The sequence below is a fragment of the Desulfuromonadales bacterium genome (assembly GCA_035620395.1).
Taxonomy (GTDB): Bacteria; Desulfobacterota; Desulfuromonadia; order Desulfuromonadales; family DASPGW01; genus DASPGW01.
On the sequence record DASPGW010000120.1, the window covers coordinates 1 to 16,970 of the forward strand.

Genomic DNA, 16,970 nt, shown 5'->3' on the forward strand with positions numbered 1-16,970 from the left:
CGCCTCGGGCGAGATGTGGCCGATGCAGGGGCCGCGGGTCCCTCCCGAAAAACGGCCGTCGGTGATCAGCGCTACGCTTTCGCCGAGACCCAGCCCCATCAGGGTGGCGGTCGGCGCCAGCATCTCGCGCATGCCGGGGCCGCCCTTGGGACCTTCGTAGCGGATGACTACCACCTCGCCGGGGACTATTTTGCCGCCCATCAGGGCCGCCATGGCACCCTCCTCGGAATCGAAGCAGCGGGCCCGGCCTTCGAAGCGCATCATCTTTTCCGAGACTCCCGATTGCTTGACGACTGCACCATCGGGCGCCAGGTTTCCGTGCAGAATGGCGATCCCTCCCTCCGGGCGAACCGGGTCGCTTACCGGATGAACAACTTCCTCATCGACCCGGGCGACGCTGTCGACAATCTGTTTGACCGTCGGCCCGGTCAGGGTGGGATTGTCGGTGATGCGGTCACGCAACTGGTAAAGAACTGCAGCCACGCCGCCGGCAGCGTCGAGGTCCTCCATGAAGTGCTTGCCCCCGGGGTTCATCGAGGCAAGCTGGGGAGTCGTTCGACCGAGCTCATCAAAGGTCTCAAGCGGCAGCTCCACCCCGGCTTCCCGAGCGATCGCCAGCAGGTGCAGAACGGTGTTGCTCGAACCGCCCAGCGCCAGGTCGACACGGATGGCGTTTTCAAAGGCCGCTCGGGTCATGATTTGCCGAGGCGTGATGTTGTCGCGCACCAGTTGCACGATCCGTTCGCCGGAGGCGAAGGCGATACGTCGCTTCAGTGAGGAAACCGCCAGCGCGGTACCACAGCGCACCAGGCTCATGCCGAGGGTTTCAGTGAGGATGGCCATGGTGTTTGCCGTAAAGAGTCCCTGGCAGGAACCGGCCGTCGGGCAGGCCTGGTCCTCGCAAACCAGCAGCTCCTGGGCATCAATGACGCCAGCCTTGTAACGGGCCATCGCCTCGAAGGTGTCGGTGACGAAAGAGAAGCGTCGCCCCTCGGGACCGCGGCCGGCAAGCATCGGCCCGGCCGTGACCACCAGACAGGGGATGTCGAGCCGGGCGGCCGCCATCAGCATGCCGGGGGTGATCTTGTCACAATTGGTCAGCAGCACCAGACCGTCAAGACGGTGAGCTTCGGCGACGGACTCGACCATGTCGGCAATCAATTCACGGGTGGGCAGCGAGTAGTGCATCCCCTTGTGGCCCATGGCGATGCCGTCGCAAACCCCCGGGATACCGAAAAAGAAGGAATAGCCGCCGCCGCTGTGGACCCCCTTTTCGATGAATCGCTCGAGGTCGCGCATCCCGATATGGCCGGGGATGAGGTCGGTGAAGGAGGTGGCGATACCGATGAAGGGGCGGTCCATCTGTTCGCGGGGGACCCCGGTTCCCATCAGCAGAGCGCGCTGGGGGGCACGTTCAAAACCTTTAGTGATCGCGTCGCTGCGTTTGGCTGTCATCGATTTCTTCAGTTCCTTTAAAAGATTCCGTGCCGACGGTGAATAAAAGGACAGGGGTCGCACGACCCCCGTTGCCCGAGCACTTCGCCCGGCAAATTCCAGCTTCAGATAAACAAAACAATCCAATGCCTGACAGCAAAGGGTTCAGACTCCTGGCTGAACCCTTTGCTGTTTAAAATTCCTCGAACTTACTGCCGGCAGTTTTTCAGGATACGCTCCATCTCATCCTTGCCGGCAAGTTTCAGTTTTTGCACCTTTTTCTTTTCCACTTCCTCCTCGGGCGTCAGGTAGGCCTTCTGGTTCAGGTTGTTCAACTCCTTCTCGAGCAGCAGGTGCTCCTCATAGAGCAGACGAAACCGCGGGTTACCATCAAACTGTTGTTCAATCAACGTCCGATCGTAGTCCTCCATCGTGACCTCCCGGTAAAGGGTTAACAAGGAGCAAAAGACCATTTTAAAATAGCGAATGGCCGAAATCTTGTCAACCTTCTATAGCGCCCTCGGCGCTGCGCCGGGCCCACAATATCTCGGCTTCGGAGAGGCGGATGTAGCGGGGTGCCAACTGCGCCAGGGGAATCGTCTCCCCTCCGCGCAGGGCAGCCAATGCCAGAACAGCGGCGGCAGAGGCACGGGGCGGATGCAGCGACCAGGGAACAAAGTGCGCCCGGGAACCGAGGCGGCGGGAGATGAGGGTGCGATAGGCGACAGCACCGTCACCGGCAAACAGCGTCTCTCCCTCGAGGGCCTCCAGCAGCGCCTCCGGGGCAATGACCACCTCCGGCCGGGCCGGGATGGGTCGGCCGCCTTCCCAGTGATACAGGCCGGCATAGACTTCGCCTTTCCGGGCGTCGAGCAAAACACAGAGGGAGTGCCGGGGATACGGGACCTGTATCGCCAGAGTCTGCAACGTCGATACCCCCAGGACCGGCTTGCCCATGGCCAGAGCGAGGCCCTTGACGGTCGCCACGCCAACCCGCAGACCGGTAAAGGAGCCCGGTCCCAGCACAACGGCATAGGCGTCGACGTCCGTCAGTTGCAAGCCCGTATCGGTCAGCAACTGGCGCAGCGTCAACAGCAGCCGGTCGGTATGGGTGCTCTGGACGTTGAGAAGAATTTCGCCGAGCAACGTTTCTCCCCGGCTGACTGCAACGCTTCCCGCCGGCGTAGAGGTGTCGACGGTAAGCAGGATCTCACCCATCATTGCCCTCCGATAAAAATCCGGACGATATCGTTGTAGAAGGCCAGCAGCATCAACAGAATCAGCAGGACCAGACCGACCTGCTGGGCGATCTCCCGGACGCGCATGGAGAGCGGACGACGCAACACGATTTCGAAGAGGTTGAAGAAAAGATGTCCCCCATCGAGAATCGGGATGGGAAAGAGGTTGAGGATCCCCAGCTGGATACTGAGAAAAGCGAGAATCGAGAGGATGCTGGCAAGGTCGGTCTGGGCCGCCTGCCCAGCGATCTGGACTACGGTGATGGGACCGCCAATGTTCTTGGTGGAGACATGGCCGGCGAAAAGTTTCTGGATGAAGACAAGAGTCAGCTCGACCAGTTCCATGGTCCGGTCGGCCCCGGCGCGCACAGCTTCGAGCAAACCGAAACGTTTGAATACGCTCTCCTGATGAGGAACGATGCCAACGAGAAAGTCGTCACCATCCGTCTCCTGGCGAACCGGCTTGATGGAAAGTTGCAGAATCTGGCCGTTCCGTTCAACGGTGAAGGTCTGTGGGTTGCCTCCGGAGGATTGGATGATCTTCTTCAGATCGTACCAGGAGGCGACCGGCGCATCATCAATCGCCACAATCCTGTCGCCGGCCTGCATTCCTGCCGCCGCCGCCGGCATCCCCGGTGACGTCGCCCCGACCAGGGCCTCCTGCCGGGGCAGCAGCCCGAGTGACTGCAGGCCTTCAAGGCCTCCCTCCTCGGGCGTCAGGGTAACTTCGGCCGTCGTCTCTCCCCTGGTGAGCGTGAAAACGAGCGGCGAACCGGCATGCGAGATCAGAGTCCGGCTGGTGTCTGTCCAGGTGTCCACCTTTTCGTCATTGATGGCCACGATACAATCACCGGCCAGGAAACCTGCGGCGGCCCCTTCCGAATCGGCCACCACATGACCGATGCAGGCAGGGCGCTCCAGGAAGGCGGGGAGCTGGATTCCCACCATATAGGCGACAGGAAGGATCAGAAAAGGCAGCAGCAGGTTCATCAGCGGTCCAGCTGCAACAATGGCTGTGCGCTGCAGAACAGGTTTGTCGGCGAATGAGCGGAGGCGCTCTTCGGGGCTGAGTTCTCCAGCTTCGCCTTCTTCGCCGCTGCCCTCGCCGAGCATCTGCACATAGCCGCCGAGGGGAACCGCGCAAATCATGTACTCGGTCTCGCCCCACTGCCGGGAAACCAGGCGGGGACCGAAGCCGAGCGAGAATTTGAGAACTTTGACGCCGGCCAGCTTGGCCACGCAGAAGTGCCCGAACTCGTGAACAAAGACAAGGATGCCGAGCATGACGATGCCAGCAATCAGAGTAAGCATGCAACCTCCGGTCAGGGGATGGAGTCGATGATCCTGCGGGCCTCACTGCGACCCCAGCGGTCAGCCCGAATTGCCTCGTCCAGATGGGTCAAAGGCTCGGTGCGATGGCGTTCCAGCGTGCCGCGAATGACCGCCGGGATGGCGAGAAAGGTGATTTCTCCTTGCAGAAAGGCCTCCACTGCCACCTCATTGGCCGCATTGAGAACAGCTGGCGCCGTCCCCCCTTCACGCAGGGCGTCATAGGCCAGGCCCAGGCAGGCAAAACGCTCCATATCGGGCTTCGAGAAAGTCAGGGAACCGAGCGCGCAGAGGTCAAGCGGCGGCAGGTTGAGAGACAGGCGCTCGGGATAGGACAAGGCATAGGCGATCGGGGTTTTCATGTCGGGAATGCCGAGTTGGGCGATGACGGAACCGTCCACATATTCGACCATCGAATGAACAATGCTCTGCGGATGAATATGCACGGCAATTTTTTCAGCGGGCAGATCGAAGAGCCAGCGTGCTTCGATCACCTCCAGCCCCTTGTTCATCATGGTCGCCGAATCGATGGAAATCTTGCGGCCCATCTGCCAGTTGGGATGCGCCAAAGCGTCCGCTGGTGTCACCTGCCGCAGTTCCGCCAGAGCCCGGTCGCGAAACGGACCGCCCGAGGCGGTCAGGATGAGACGTCGTACATCGGCTTTACTGTGCCCTTCGAGAGACTGGAAAATGGCTGAGTGCTCACTGTCGACGGGGTAGAGTTGCACCCCCTTGCGCGCCACCGCAGCCATTACCAGGGGGCCCGCGGCGACCAGGGTCTCCTTGTTGGCCAGCGCCACGTTCTTGCCCGCCTCGATGGCAGCCATGGTCGGCATCAGACCGGCCGCTCCGACGATGGCCGAAACGACAAGATGGGCGTCAGCATGAACTGCGCAAGCGATGAGGCCTTCGATGCCGAAGAGAATTTTCGGATGGCCCGGCCCGAGAGAAGAGCGCAGGCGTTCGGCGTCGGCCGCCGTCAGCACGGCAACCAGCTGCGGCTGAAATTGACGCACCTGTTCGGCCAACCGTCGCAGATTGTTGCCCCCGGTCAGGGCGACCACCCGGTAGCGGTCGGGATAAGCGGCGGCAATCTCCAGTGTGCTGACGCCGATTGAGCCGGTGGAACCGAGAATGACGAGATTTTTCATCTATGGCTCCCTAACCGACGACAAAGCAGAGGGCGTAATAATAGGCCGGCGCAAAGGCAAAGAGCAGGCTGTCAAGCCGGTCGAGAATGCCGCCGTGGCCCGGGATCAGCGTGCCCGAATCCTTGACCCCGAAGCTGCGCTTGAGCATCGATTCGAACAGATCGCCGAACTGGGCCAGGATTCCCAATCCCAGCCCGAGAAAGAGGCAATCGGCAACCTCCAGGGTGGGGAAAAACCAGGCCCGAGCCAGAAAGGTACCGGCCAGGCTCCCGGCCAGGCCCCCAAGGGCCCCCTCAACGCTCTTGTTGGGGCTGATCGCAGGATAGAGTTTGCGCCTGCCGAAGTTGACGCCGGTAAAGTAGGCGGCTGTGTCGCTGGCCATGACCAGCAGAAGGACGAGAAAAACCCATTCCCGGCCATTCGGCAGGGCACGCAGCAGTCCCAGATGGCCAAGCAACAGCGGCGCATAGATAAAACCGAAGAACAGCAGGGCCAACTGGTGGGTAACGGTCGTCAGGTCACGAAAACGCAAAAGGAAAAGGATCGCAAAGAAAAGGACCAGCAGGACCAGAGCCCCGGCTAAAAGGACGGGTCGCTCCAGCCATATTAACGGTACCAGCGCTGTCCCTGACAGCACCGCCAGGGTCTGCTCCAGCCTCCGAGCGGAAGGAAGTGCCATGGTGTAGAATTCATGAAGGGCCAGCAGCGTCGTCACGCAGACCAGAAGGATAAAAACCGGCTCACTGGCGAAATAGATAAACAGGATCAGCAAAGGGAGCAATACCACTCCCGTCAGTATACGCTGTTTAATGATGGTCCTCCTCTGGAGATTGCTTTCCATGCACCTGGGCACCGGTCAGACCGAAACGGCGTTGGCGGCCGGCGTATTCCTCGAGCGCCCGATGCAGTTCAGCGGCATCGAAATCAGGCCAGAGCACTTCGGTAAAATATAATTCGGTATAAGCAAGCTGCCAGAGCAGAAAATTACTGATCCGCATCTCGCCACTGGTCCGTATCAGCAGGTCGGGGTCGGGCAGACCGCGGGTATCAAGGAAGCTGGAGAGCAGCGCTTCATCGACCGCCTCGGGGACGCACCGTCCGGCCAGAACTTCGGCGGTCAGCGAGCGTACGGCCCTGACGATTTCGTCCCGCGAACCGTAGGAAAGCGCAAGCGTCAGAACCATACCGTCATTGGCCGCAGTTCGGGCCATGGCCTGTTCGAGGACCCGGCTAGCCTCGCTCGGCAGACGGCCGGTTTCACCGATAACCTGAAGACGCAGGCCACGCGTCAGCATCGGCTCTAGCTCACTTTCCAGATATCGGCACAAAAGCCCCATCAGGGCGCTCACTTCCTCGGCCGGGCGACCCCAGTTTTCGGAACTGAACGCATAGAGGGTGAGGTAGTCGAGCCCAAGGGAACGGCACTCCTGAACAACGGTCTTGACCGCCTCGACCCCTCGCTGATGGCCGACAATGCGGGGCAGACCGCGCTGTTCAGCCCAGCGCCCGTTTCCGTCCATAATGATGGCGAGATGTCGGGGTTGACGCATGCTGCAATACCGGCAGTCAGGGTTCGTCGCAAAAAATGAGGGTTAAGGCTAACACGAAAAGAACGGTCAGACAAGAGGGGAAGGTGGGCGGGGGGAGGCAAAAAGGGCGCCGCTGGAGGCGCCCCTTTTGCCTTCGAGCGGTTACTCGGTAATGGCGTTGACCGGACAGCTGTCCAGACAGGCCTGGCATTCGGTACAGTCGTCGCTGATGGCATACTTGTCGCCGGCCTCGGCGATGGCGCCAACCGGGCAGGTGTCCACGCAGGTGCCGCAGGCGATGCATTCGTCGGTAATCTTGAGAGCCATGATATCCTCCTTGTTGGGTTTTCGGATGGAGAATTTCTCAGATCTCCATCACTTCCTTTTCTTTGATCGCTACGACCTCGTCTGCCTTCTTGACGAAGAGGTCGGTGAGTTCCTGAATTTCCTTCTCGCCCCTTTTCAGATCGTCCTCGGAAATTTCCTTTTCCTTCTCGAGCTTTTTGAGGGATTCATTCGCGTCACGCCGGGTATTACGGATGGCGATTTTAGCCTCTTCCCCCAAGCGCTTGAGCTGTTTGGCCATGTCCTTGCGGCGTTCCTCCGTCAGCGGCGGAATGGCGATCCGGATCAAGTTGCCGTCCGAGACGGGGTTAACACCCAGATCCGATTTCAGGATGGCCTTTTCGATCTCGGGAATCAGCTTCTTCTCCCAGGGCTGTATGGTAATCAGACGCGGTTCCGGAACGACCAGGGTTCCAACCTGACTCAGAGGTGTTGGCGTCCCGTAATAATCGACCCGAATGTCATCGAGCAGACTGGTGGACGCACGTCCAGTTCTGATCCTGGTGAAATCCTTCTTCAGGGCGTCGATAGACTTCTCCATTCCGACCCTGGTCTTATTGAGGACATCCTTGACCATGGCGTTCATTCTCCTTTGACGATCGTACCGATCGGCTCGCCGAGAACAACCCTCTTGATGTTCCCCCGGCGGGTCAGATCAAAAACCACGATGGGCAGGTTATTGTCCATGCACAGGGAGGTAGCGGTAGCATCCATAACCTGCAGCCCCATCTTGAGTACATCCAGATAGGTGAGGGTGGAATATTTGACAGCATCCTTGTGCTTCAACGGATCGGCATTGTAGACGCCGTCTACCTTGGTCGCTTTGAGAATGATCTCAGCGCCGATTTCCATGGCCCGCAGGCTCGCCGCCGTATCCGTGGTGAAATACGGATTGCCGGTGCCAGCGGCAAAGATGACGACCCGTCCCTTTTCCAGATGACGAACCGCCCGACGGCGAATGTAAGGCTCGGCGACCTCCTGCATTTCGATGGCCGACTGGACCCGGGTCTTGACATCCAGCTGCTCCAGGGCGTCCTGCAGTGCCAGGCTGTTCATCACCGTCGCCAGCATCCCCATGTAGTCGGCGCTGGCCCGGTCCATCCCCCGGGAGGCTGCGGCCACCCCGCGGAAAATGTTGCCGCCGCCAATGACCAGGGCAACCTGGACTCCCAGCTCAACCACCTCACGTACCTCCGAGGCAATGTCGGCGATCACCTCGGGATCGATTCCGTAACCCTGCTTGCCGGCCAGCGCTTCACCGCTGAGCTTGAGCAGGATTCTGCCGTACTTCGCTTTTGCCCCGGTCATGTCGTCTCCCCGTTACTTGCTGAGGGCCGCGACCTCAGCAGCGAAATCGTCCGCCTTCTTTTCAATACCCTCACCGAGCTGGAAACGGGCAAAACGGCTCAGCCTGACTTCGCTGCCGATCTCCTTGCCCAGAGCCTCGACCACCTTGCCCACTTTCTGGTCAGGATCGATGACATAGGCTTGCTCGAGGAGGCAGACTTCGCCGTAAAATTTATTGATCTGCCCCTCGAGGATCTTCTCAATGATATTGTCGGGTTTGCCGCTTTCCCTGGCCTTGACCCGCATGATCTCCTTTTCCTTCTCCACCACCACGGCAGGAACTTCCTGGCGGTTCAGGTACTGGGGATTGGCCGCGGCCACGTGCATGGCAAGCTGCCGGGCCAGAGAGGCCACCCGCTCGTCAGCCGCTTTGGCGGTGGCCAGTTCGACCAGCACCCCGATCTTGCCGACGCCGTGGACATAGGATGCCACCACTCCGGAGGGGACTTCGAAGCGGGCAAAGCGGCGCACGCTAATGTTTTCACCGATGGTGGCTACCTGGTGGGTCTGCTCTTCGGCGACGGTGCGTCCGGTGCCCGGAAAGGGAAGCGCCAGAAGGCCTTCCAAATCGGCCGGGGCGGTGCGGAGAGCTGCCTCGGAAACACCGGCGGCAAATTTTTGAAAGCCTTCGTTTTTGGCCACGAAGTCGGTCTCGGAGTTGACTTCGACGATCACGCCGCGGTTCATCTCGCCGGCGGCAACGATCATCCCTTCAGCCGCGACCCGCCCTGCCTTCTTGGCGGCCGCAGAGAGTCCTTTTTTACGCAGGGTGTCGATAGCTTCATCCAGATTGCCGTTGGTCTCGGCCAGGGCTTTTTTGCAATCCATCATCCCTGCGCCGGTACGGGCACGAAGTTCGGCAACCATCGATGCGGTAATGTTTGCCACGGAAAACCTCCTATCTTGGTAATGACTGGGAATCGTCTCTGGCCGACTGGGCGAAGCCCGGCTCGGCCTGTCGCGTCGCTGCCGGAAAAAAGGCGGCCCGCTGAAAGCCGGCCGCCTTGCTCATTCACGCAAAACTGCAAATCAGGCTTCGGCAGCCTGCTCGCCGGTAGTAGTTTCAACAGCAGCCGTCTCGCCACCTTCGGCATCGGAACGCAGAACGGTTTCGCGGTCCTGCACCCCTTCGACGCAGGCGTCGGCGATGCGGGAGGCGAAAAGACGAATGGCGCGGATGGCGTCGTCGTTGCCGGGGATGATGTAGTCGATGTCATCAGGGTCGCAGTTGGTATCGACAACGGCGACGACGGGAATGCCAAGCTTGCGTGCTTCCTTGATGGCGATCGTCTCCTTCTTGGGATCAATGACGAAAATGGCGCCGGGGAGCTTGTTCATCGCCTTGATGCCGCCCAGGGCCTTTTCCAGCTTGGCCTTTTCCCGCTCCAGGTTGAGAGCCTCTTTTTTCGTGATCAGCTGGTAAGTGCCGTCCTGAGACATGGTCTCGATTTTCTTCAGCCGATCAATGCTCCCCTTGATGGTGGAGAAGTTGGTGAGCATACCGCCGAGCCAACGGCTGTTGACATAATATTGCCCCGCCCGCAAGGCTTCTTCGGCAATGGCATCCTGCGCCTGCTTCTTGGTGCCGACGAAAAGAATCTTGTCTCCGTTGGCCACCGTGTCCTTGACGAAGCTGTAGGCGCCTTTGAAGTAACGGACGGTTTTCTGCAGGTCGATGATGTAGATGCCATTACGTGCCCCGAAAATATAGGGCTTCATCTTGGGATTCCAGCGCTTGGTCTGATGACCGAAATGAACCCCGGCTTCGAGCAGCTGCTTCATGGTGATCTGGGACATCGGTTTTTCTCCTTTTTCTGGTTAAGGACCTCCGCCCCCTTCATCCCTTCCGGAGCCCCGATTTCTTCCGGGGCACCTCTCCGACAGGTCCGGGAGCGTGCGTTTTTGTATAACGTGCGTGTATACCACACGACTTCCCGGCTGACAAGAAAAAAATCAGGGCGAAAGCGGTTTACAAGCCCTGGCAACTGTACTAACATCTGCGGTCATGTCTGTCGTCCGGATCCATCGCTACATCGCCAGGGAGATTACCATCCCGACTCTCCTCGGGTTGATTATCTTTACCTTCGTCCTGCTGATGGGGCGAATTCTCAAGCTGGTGGAACTGGTCATCAACAAGGGAATCCCCGTCGGAGAAGTCGTCAAGCTCTTCGGCTACCTGCTTCCCTCGTTCCTGGTCATCACCATTCCGCTGGCATTTCTGCTCGGGGTCCTGCTCGGCTTCAGCCGCCTCTCCGCCGACAGCGAAACCATCGCCATGAAGGCCTCCGGCATCAGTCTTTACGGCATGCTCAAACCGGTTCTTGCCCTGGCCGTGCTGGCCAGCCTGTTCACCGCCTACCTGACTCTCGATGCCGGCCCTTCCGGCAATTCAGCTTTTCGCACCCAAGTCTTCCAGATCGCCACCAGTCGTGCCAGCGCCGGTTTTCAGCCCAGGGTCTTCAACGACGAATTCGACGGACTCGTTCTTTATGCCAGTGACATCCAGGAACGAAGCGGAACCCTGGAAGGTGTATTCATTTCCGATGAACGGGTCGGCTCCACCCCCTCGATCATCCTGGCTCGAACGGGTCGGGTAATCCCCGACCGCAGCGCCCTCACGCTTACCCTTCGCCTGGAGGACGGCACCATCCACCGGCGACCCAGCGACAAAGAGCGGGACAACTACCAGGTCATCGACTTCAATACATACGACATCAACCTCAACCTCGGCCAGCAGTTGCCAGACACGCCGCAGCGTCGCAAGAAGGAAAGTGAGCTGAGCGCCAGCGAACTCCAGATGGCCCGGGACCTGGCGGAAGACCCTGCCGTGCGCAGCGGACTGACCGTCGAATGGCACCGCCGACTGATCCTGCCGATGGCGCCCCTGCTCTTCGCACTGATCGGTGTCCCCCTGGGCATCCGCTCCCAGCGATCCGGACGGGGCGGCGGATTCGCCACGGGGTTGGTGGTTTTTCTGCTCTACTATCTTCTGCTTTCCTTCGCCGAAACCCTCGCCGTGGAAGGTGGCCTGAACCCCGCACTGATCATCTGGGCGCCAAATGCCCTGTTTTTTACCGGAAGTCTCCTCCTGCTGTATATGTCGGCGCAGGAAAAGCAGTTCCTCCAGCTCGATCGTCTGCTGGCAGGCATTCGGCGCATCGTCCTTCGCAAAGGGCGCGGGAGTCAATAGTGAATCTGCTCAACCGCTACATCCTGACCGCTTTCGCCCGCGTCTTCGGTCTGGCGCTGGCCGCTTTCGCCGGCATTTATCTGCTGGTCGACTTTTTTGAGCGGGTTGACAATTTCATCGAGCACAAGGCTCACCTGTCCCAGTACATTCTCTACTTCTCCAACAAAATCCCGATGATCGTCGTCCAGGTTGCCCCCATGGCCGTCCTTATGGGGGTGTTCATGAGCCTGGGCGGACTCTCCCGCAACAGCGAGCTGACCGCCATGCGGGCCAGCGGCATCAGTCTGTGGCGGATCACGGTTCCCCTGCTGGCAACGGCCTTGCTTATTACCGGCATGCTGCAGGTGGCCAACGAATTCGTCGTTCCGCTGAGCGCCCAAAAGGTGAACTACATTCTGCAGATCCAGGTCAAGGGAAAGCCACAGCTGGCTATCAAGCGTGACCGACTCTGGTTCCGCGAGGGGAATGCCATCATCAATGTCCGCCAGGCGCTTCCGGAGAAAAATGCCCTGCAGGGGGTCACCATCTTTAAAATTGGCGAAGACTTCCAGCTGCGATCGCGCATCGACGCGCCTAAAGCAACATACGTCAAAGGTGAATGGCAGTTTGAAAATACGACCGTGCGTCAATTTCCCACCGACGCAGCCGAGGTGGCCACGGTCGAACACTATGATCGCAAATCCGCCGAGCTCAGCAAAACACCTGACGATTTCCGCACTGCCGAACGTAAGACCGAGGAACTCGGCGTCAGGGACCTGCGCAAAATGACCACGAAACTTGCCGAAGAAGGATACGATGCCACCCGCTACCGGGTCGACATGCATGCGCGCCTGGCGACTCCTTTTGCCAGCGTCATCATGGCCTTCCTCGGCATACCGTTCGCCCTGCAGAAGAAGCGAGGCGCCAGCCTGGCCACGGGGATAACCATCAGCGTGGCGATCGGCATCTCGTACCATATCATTCAGGCAATGCTCCTGGCTTTCGGCTACTCCTCCGTCATTCCCCCTGTTGTGGCAGCCTGGGCACCCAATCTCCTGTTCGGGCTGTTCGGCGTCTGGCTTCTCCTGATGGTTCGCGAGTAACCCGTATTTGTTTGACTTGCCGTCTCTACAAGTCAGACCGGCATGATATGCAAAGCAAAAGGCCCCGCCATAAATGACGGGGCCTTTTGCTTTTTTCGCTCGAACGTATCAGTACCGGTAATGCCCGGACTTGTAAGGACCCGAAACCGGCACCCCGATATAATCAGCCTGCTCCCGGCTGAGCATCGTAAGGCGGGCGCCGAGTTTGCCGAGATGCAGCCGGGCCACCTTCTCATCCAGGCTTTTCGGCAGCACGTAAACCTCTTTCCCGTAGCCACCAGTGTTGCCAAACAGTTCGATCTGGGCGATGACCTGATTGCTGAAGCTGTTCGACATGACGAAGGAGGGGTGCCCGGTGGCGCAGCCGAGGTTGAGCAGACGCCCTTCGGCAAGAATGATAATGGCGTGGCCGTCAGGGAATATCCACTGGTCAACCTGATTGCCATGTTCCTGGGGGTTCTTGATGTTGCACTTCCTGATCCCGGCAACTTTGGCCAGAGCGGCCATGTCGATCTCGTTGTCGAAATGGCCGATGTTGCCAACGATGGCGTTATGTTTCATCCGCGCCATGTGCTCGACCCGGATGACATCCTTGTTGCCGGTGGCGGTAATGAAGATATCGGCGCTGTCGACCACGTCCTCGATGGTCTTGACCTCGTATCCTTCCATCAGCGCCTGCAGCGCGCAAATCGGATCGATCTCGGTGACAATGACGCGTGCACCCTGCCCGCGCAGTGACTGGCAACACCCTTTGCCGACGTCGCCGTAGCCGCAGATAACGGCGACCTTCCCCGAGAGCATGACGTCGGTGGCACGCATGATGCCGTCGACCAGGCTGTGCCGGCAACCGTAGACATTGTCGAACTTGCTCTTGGTGACCGAGTCGTTGACGTTCATCGCCGGGAAGGGAAGTTTCCCTTCCTTCTGCAACTGATAGAGACGGTGCACCCCGGTGGTCGTCTCCTCGGTCACCCCTTTGATGGAGTCACGGATTGCCGTCCAGTCGTTGCGTTTCGTGGTGATCGACTCCTTCAGGCAGGTGACCAGTTCGACCCAGTCTTCAGGGTCATCGGCAGCAAGCTTGGGGACGCCACTCTTCTCCCAGTCGGCCCCGTTGAGCACCATCATGGTCGCATCGCCGCCGTCGTCGAGAATCATGTTCGGCAGCTTGCCGTCCGGCCAACCGAGGGCCTGCTCGGTGCACCACCAGTACTCGGCGAGGGTCTCACCCTTCCAGGCGAAAACCGGCACCCCCCGGGGATTTTCCGGCGTACCGCTTTTGCCGACGGCGATGGCCGCAGCGGCCTGGTCCTGTGTCGAGAAAATATTGCAGGAGGCCCAGCGTACTTCGGCGCCCAACTCCAGCAGCGTTTCGATGAGCACCGCGGTCTGGATCGTCATGTGCAGAGAGCCGGTGATGCGCGCCCCCTTGAGGGGCTGCTGCTCGCGGAACTCCTCGCGCAGAGCCATCAGTCCCGGCATCTCTACCTCGGCCAGCTCGATCTCCTTGCGCCCCAGCACAGCGAGGGTCAGATCCTTGACTTTGAAATCGTTCATTTTTCTCATCCTAGTCCTTGTGTAGGTTTTGTCTTCAAATGTGCTTCAGGGCCGCTGCGCCACGAGGATGAAAACCTCCAGCGTCTCACCCTCCCCTGGCACGACAGAATAGCTTTTCCCGACAAAGCCGGCAGCGCCCGGCCAGCCGAAAAACTCCCCGCGGTTTAACACAAGGAAGGCCGCCGGTCAAGCCGCAAAAATGGCGGCGCCTTTCGCTCCGCCTTTTCTGCGGCTTGACTGGTTGTCCTCGCATCCCTCACAGCAAGGGGAAGGTCCGGGTGTATACCTGACCACTCTCAGCCTCCCTTAATTGCAGCCTTAAGGCTGCCGCCGAAGGGGCTTCACCGGGGAAGAAGAGGAAACCACGACCCAGGTCTCCGGGCTGGATGGTCTTGTTCTCAAGTTCCTTGTTGGCCAGGTCGCTGGAGATCTGCCGAGCGCTCTCCCCGGAACCGAGTTCCTGCCCGCCGCCGATCACCGCCCCGCCGGCGCCGCCGAGGGCCGCCCCTTTGAGAGCGGCATCACCGACATTCTGCCCTGAAAGGATGCCGATCGCAGCTCCCACCAGGGCTCCGCCCGTCGCACCGAAGGCCGTGCCGCGCCCCGCTTTCTTGGCAACGCGCGCAAACTCAGAACTCTTTTCCATGCGCTCATAAGCAGTTCGCCGATCGAGCAGGTTCCACATGTTGCCCTGCGCATCGATCAGAAAGGTCTGCTCCGGCACGACCAGCAATCCTTGCGTCCCCATGTTATCGACCACGACCTGAACCGGCAACAGTCCGGCGCCGCGGATGTCGAAACCAAAGGCCTCCCGGGCTTCACGCGGGTCGGCATAGGCCTGGGCGGCTACTTGAGCACCGGCGACGATCTGCATGTTCGGCGAGGCCGACGGCGCCCGGAAGGAGACTTCCTGGCTCTTGTACGACGTACAGGCGGCAAGCAGTATCAGCGAAAAACAAAGAACTGCAATTTGCAGAAGCTCTCGTCTCATGATGGTACCCCTGATATGCTCGATCATGTTCACTAATTTATTTTAACACGGCTCGAGTTGCCGGCAACAGCCTATCGCAGTGAACGACGCAGACCTCAACCAGCGACCGGCTCTTCGAGTACGATCAGGGTGACGGTTCCATGGGCAACCAACTCTTCCGTCCCCTTGGTCACCCGGACGCTGAGGCTGGCGGTACGTCGTCCCAGGTGCAGCAACACGGAGCGGGCGATCAAATGGTCCCCTGGCGCAGCTGGCCGCACATAGTTGACGTTGAGATTAGAAGTGGTGACCAGCCGCCCCGAAGGAAGGAACGGCCGGGGGAAGAAGCAGACCGTGTCGACCAGGGTGGCGATCAGACCGCCGTGCGCGCCGCCGAAATAGTTGCTGTGCTGGTCCGTCACATCGACCTCCATCACGGCATGGCCGTCGCCGATTTCGGTCAGACGGATTCCCAGGGTACGCAGCAGGGGGATGGCGTTCCCCGACTCGAGAGTGGCCGGTTGCATAATGGCATCCTTTCAGTTGAGCGGAAATTGTCCGACCTGCACTTCTTTATCCCGTAACCGCAGCCCCAGCAAGGTCAGATGGAACCAGAGCCAGACCAGTCCCGCCGCCGCGAGACGTCCCGGCGGATGATCGGTGAGCGGTGGGTACCAGCGGTCGAACCAGTCCAGCCATGGTGTCCTCCCCCCCCCGGCCGGAAGCCCGCGGCGGAAATTGCGATGCACATCCAGGAAGAAGGCGAGCTGCCAGGCGTTGGGGCGCACGTAGCAGCCGGTGCGGTACCACAACTCGAAACGCCGGCGCACCGGACACAGCCGCAGCAGATCCCGAATGGCCCGAAAAAAGGGGAGCAGCCGCAGACGACCGGTGAGATCCTGCTGACGGTAGATGCCGGAGGCCGCCCGAAAGAAATCGTCCCAGCCGATGGCGGCGAAATTCATGATCAGGGCGTTGAGGAGCTGCCGCTCGTACAGACCTTCGGCTTCAAAACGCCGGGCCGAGGTGACGATTTCGGCGGGGAGCAGCAGCCATTCTCCTTCCCTTCGCACCATCTCGGCGAAGCGGTTGTCCTCCAGCAACTCCAATGTCTCGTCGAATCCCCCCAGCGAACCGAAGAAGGTGAGGGGAAGTAGAAACCCCTGGTCGCCGTGAATCCCCTCCGGCCGCCCCAGACGCGCCTTGCACTCGTAGTAATAATAGCCGAAGCCGTAGTGGTCGGGGGGCACATCGAAACGCATGGCAAAGCGCCCGGCCGCGCGGCCGTCCCCGCGCCTGGCAAGGGCCGCCGCCAGTGTATCCAATCCCCGGCGCAGTGCCAGGGCGTCCGGAAAAGCGGAGTCGGCATGGAGAAAGAGAAAGGTCCCGGCGCGGGCGGCCCTCGCTCCGGCGTTGAGCTGGCGTCCGCGTCCCTTCTCGCTGCGGACGATCCGGATCGCAAACGGTGATGCGGCCGCCAGTTCCTCGGCCAGAACCGCCGTCCCGTCGGTCGAGCCGCCGTCGGCGAGAATAAGCTCGAAGGCGACCTGCTCCTGCCGGGCGAGCATGGCGAAGAGCGCGGGGAGGTTTTCCGCTTCGTTGAGGATGGGGACGATGACGGAGAGTTCGGTCATGACCTCTCCACGGCGTTTTCTAACCTCTCCCCGGCGCTGACTAACCCCTCCCCGGCCCTCCCCTTGTCAGGGGAGGGAGTGGTGGCATTAGCGTTATCATGGAGGGAAGAGGGGGCCTTCCTTCCCCCCGGACACGGGGGGATCGAGGGGGGGTGGGGGGATTG

General features: G+C 60.2%; 18 protein-coding genes. 2 read left to right on the forward strand and 16 right to left on the reverse strand.

What is annotated here, in order from left to right:
• From ilvD to rpsB, 12 genes are all read right to left on the reverse strand, one after another.
• The coding region (gene ilvD / locus VD811_06635; protein ID HXV20647.1) for a dihydroxy-acid dehydratase at nt 1–1,455 on the reverse strand (1,455 nt) is incomplete at its 3' end.
• Nucleotides 1,456–1,643: 188 nt separating this feature from the next.
• Nucleotides 1,644–1,865: a DUF465 domain-containing protein gene (locus VD811_06640; protein ID HXV20648.1), complete on the reverse strand. Its 222-nt coding sequence runs from the start codon at nt 1,863–1,865 to the stop codon at nt 1,644–1,646.
• Between the two features lie 70 nt (nt 1,866–1,935).
• A complete protein-coding gene (tsaB, locus tag VD811_06645; GenBank protein ID HXV20649.1) occupies nt 1,936–2,655 on the reverse strand; it encodes a tRNA (adenosine(37)-N6)-threonylcarbamoyltransferase complex dimerization subunit type 1 TsaB in 720 nt (239 codons plus the stop codon).
• Nucleotides 2,652–3,983 carry an RIP metalloprotease RseP gene (rseP, locus tag VD811_06650; GenBank protein ID HXV20650.1) on the reverse strand — a complete coding sequence of 444 codons (1,332 nt, stop codon included), beginning with the start codon at nt 3,981–3,983 and terminating at the stop codon, nt 2,652–2,654. The genes tsaB and rseP overlap by 4 nt, the downstream gene beginning before the upstream one ends.
• 11 nt (nt 3,984–3,994) lie before the next feature.
• Nucleotides 3,995–5,152 carry a 1-deoxy-D-xylulose-5-phosphate reductoisomerase gene (locus tag VD811_06655; protein ID HXV20651.1) on the reverse strand — a complete coding sequence of 386 codons (1,158 nt, stop codon included), beginning with the start codon at nt 5,150–5,152 and terminating at the stop codon, nt 3,995–3,997.
• Nucleotides 5,153–5,162: 10 nt separating this feature from the next.
• On the reverse strand, nt 5,163–5,993 hold the full coding sequence (locus VD811_06660) for a phosphatidate cytidylyltransferase (protein ID HXV20652.1): 831 nt from the start codon (nt 5,991–5,993) through the stop codon (nt 5,163–5,165).
• Entirely contained in the window at nt 5,959–6,702 is a 744-nt protein-coding gene (locus VD811_06665; GenBank protein ID HXV20653.1) for an isoprenyl transferase, read from the reverse strand. The genes VD811_06660 and VD811_06665 overlap by 35 nt, the downstream gene beginning before the upstream one ends.
• A gap of 141 nt (nt 6,703–6,843) precedes the next feature.
• Nucleotides 6,844–7,008 carry a 4Fe-4S binding protein gene (locus VD811_06670; protein HXV20654.1) on the reverse strand — a complete coding sequence of 55 codons (165 nt, stop codon included), beginning with the start codon at nt 7,006–7,008 and terminating at the stop codon, nt 6,844–6,846.
• 37 nt (nt 7,009–7,045) lie between these two features.
• Complete coding sequence (gene frr / locus VD811_06675; GenBank protein HXV20655.1) at nt 7,046–7,603, reverse strand: ribosome recycling factor; 558 nt, start codon at nt 7,601–7,603, stop codon at nt 7,046–7,048.
• 5 nt (nt 7,604–7,608) lie between these two features.
• Nucleotides 7,609–8,334, reverse strand: a complete 726-nt coding sequence (gene pyrH, locus VD811_06680) for a UMP kinase (GenBank protein HXV20656.1) — start codon at nt 8,332–8,334, stop codon at nt 7,609–7,611.
• A 12-nt stretch (nt 8,335–8,346) separates the two neighbouring features.
• The gene (gene tsf / locus VD811_06685; protein ID HXV20657.1) at nt 8,347–9,261 is read right to left on the reverse strand and encodes a translation elongation factor Ts; all 915 of its coding nucleotides are present in this window, start codon (nt 9,259–9,261) and stop codon (nt 8,347–8,349) included.
• 141 nt (nt 9,262–9,402) lie between these two features.
• Complete coding sequence (rpsB, locus tag VD811_06690) at nt 9,403–10,170, reverse strand: 30S ribosomal protein S2 (GenBank protein ID HXV20658.1); 768 nt, start codon at nt 10,168–10,170, stop codon at nt 9,403–9,405.
• Between the two features lie 208 nt (nt 10,171–10,378).
• Here rpsB and lptF point away from each other — a divergent pair, with 208 nt between their 5' ends.
• Both lptF and lptG read left to right on the forward strand, forming a co-directional pair.
• Nucleotides 10,379–11,563, forward strand: a complete 1,185-nt coding sequence (gene lptF / locus VD811_06695) for an LPS export ABC transporter permease LptF (protein HXV20659.1) — start codon at nt 10,379–10,381, stop codon at nt 11,561–11,563.
• On the forward strand, nt 11,563–12,645 hold the full coding sequence (lptG, locus tag VD811_06700) for an LPS export ABC transporter permease LptG (GenBank protein HXV20660.1): 1,083 nt from the start codon (nt 11,563–11,565) through the stop codon (nt 12,643–12,645). Before lptF ends, lptG begins: the two co-directional genes overlap by 1 nt.
• 108 nt (nt 12,646–12,753) lie before the next feature.
• Here the strand turns inward: lptG and ahcY are convergent, their stop codons facing one another.
• The 4 genes from ahcY to VD811_06720 all read right to left on the reverse strand — a co-directional run bounded on the left by ahcY (nt 12,754) and on the right by VD811_06720 (nt 16,806).
• Nucleotides 12,754–14,202 carry an adenosylhomocysteinase gene (ahcY, locus tag VD811_06705; GenBank protein ID HXV20661.1) on the reverse strand — a complete coding sequence of 483 codons (1,449 nt, stop codon included), beginning with the start codon at nt 14,200–14,202 and terminating at the stop codon, nt 12,754–12,756.
• Between the two features lie 256 nt (nt 14,203–14,458).
• Nucleotides 14,459–15,193 carry a hypothetical protein gene (locus VD811_06710; protein ID HXV20662.1) on the reverse strand — a complete coding sequence of 245 codons (735 nt, stop codon included), beginning with the start codon at nt 15,191–15,193 and terminating at the stop codon, nt 14,459–14,461.
• Nucleotides 15,194–15,288: 95 nt separating this feature from the next.
• On the reverse strand, nt 15,289–15,699 hold the full coding sequence (locus VD811_06715; GenBank protein ID HXV20663.1) for a PaaI family thioesterase: 411 nt from the start codon (nt 15,697–15,699) through the stop codon (nt 15,289–15,291).
• A 12-nt stretch (nt 15,700–15,711) separates the two neighbouring features.
• Nucleotides 15,712–16,806: a TIGR04283 family arsenosugar biosynthesis glycosyltransferase gene (locus VD811_06720; GenBank protein HXV20664.1), complete on the reverse strand. Its 1,095-nt coding sequence runs from the start codon at nt 16,804–16,806 to the stop codon at nt 15,712–15,714.
• Nucleotides 16,807–16,970 lie beyond the last annotated feature (164 nt).

What these genes read in the sequence shown, in the direction of transcription:
- VD811_06640 (HXV20648.1), bottom strand. Translation starts at nt 1,865, where the DNA reads ATGGAGGACTACGATCGGACGTTGATTGAACAACAGTTTGATGGTAAC.
- tsaB (HXV20649.1), bottom strand. Translation starts at nt 2,655, where the DNA reads ATGATGGGTGAGATCCTGCTTACCGTCGACACCTCTACGCCGGCGGGA.
- rseP (HXV20650.1), bottom strand. Translation starts at nt 3,983, where the DNA reads ATGCTTACTCTGATTGCTGGCATCGTCATGCTCGGCATCCTTGTCTTT.
- VD811_06655 (HXV20651.1), bottom strand. Translation starts at nt 5,152, where the DNA reads ATGAAAAATCTCGTCATTCTCGGTTCCACCGGCTCAATCGGCGTCAGC.
- VD811_06660 (HXV20652.1), bottom strand. Translation starts at nt 5,993, where the DNA reads ATGGAAAGCAATCTCCAGAGGAGGACCATCATTAAACAGCGTATACTG.
- VD811_06665 (HXV20653.1), bottom strand. Translation starts at nt 6,702, where the DNA reads ATGCGTCAACCCCGACATCTCGCCATCATTATGGACGGAAACGGGCGC.
- VD811_06670 (HXV20654.1), bottom strand. Translation starts at nt 7,008, where the DNA reads ATGGCTCTCAAGATTACCGACGAATGCATCGCCTGCGGCACCTGCGTG.
- frr (HXV20655.1), bottom strand. Translation starts at nt 7,603, where the DNA reads ATGGTCAAGGATGTCCTCAATAAGACCAGGGTCGGAATGGAGAAGTCT.
- pyrH (HXV20656.1), bottom strand. Translation starts at nt 8,334, where the DNA reads ATGACCGGGGCAAAAGCGAAGTACGGCAGAATCCTGCTCAAGCTCAGC.
- rpsB (HXV20658.1), bottom strand. Translation starts at nt 10,170, where the DNA reads ATGTCCCAGATCACCATGAAGCAGCTGCTCGAAGCCGGGGTTCATTTC.
- lptF (HXV20659.1), top strand. Translation starts at nt 10,379, where the DNA reads ATGTCTGTCGTCCGGATCCATCGCTACATCGCCAGGGAGATTACCATC.
- ahcY (HXV20661.1), bottom strand. Translation starts at nt 14,202, where the DNA reads ATGAACGATTTCAAAGTCAAGGATCTGACCCTCGCTGTGCTGGGGCGC.
- VD811_06710 (HXV20662.1), bottom strand. Translation starts at nt 15,193, where the DNA reads ATGAGACGAGAGCTTCTGCAAATTGCAGTTCTTTGTTTTTCGCTGATA.
- VD811_06715 (HXV20663.1), bottom strand. Translation starts at nt 15,699, where the DNA reads ATGCAACCGGCCACTCTCGAGTCGGGGAACGCCATCCCCCTGCTGCGT.
- VD811_06720 (HXV20664.1), bottom strand. Translation starts at nt 16,806, where the DNA reads ATGACCGAACTCTCCGTCATCGTCCCCATCCTCAACGAAGCGGAAAAC.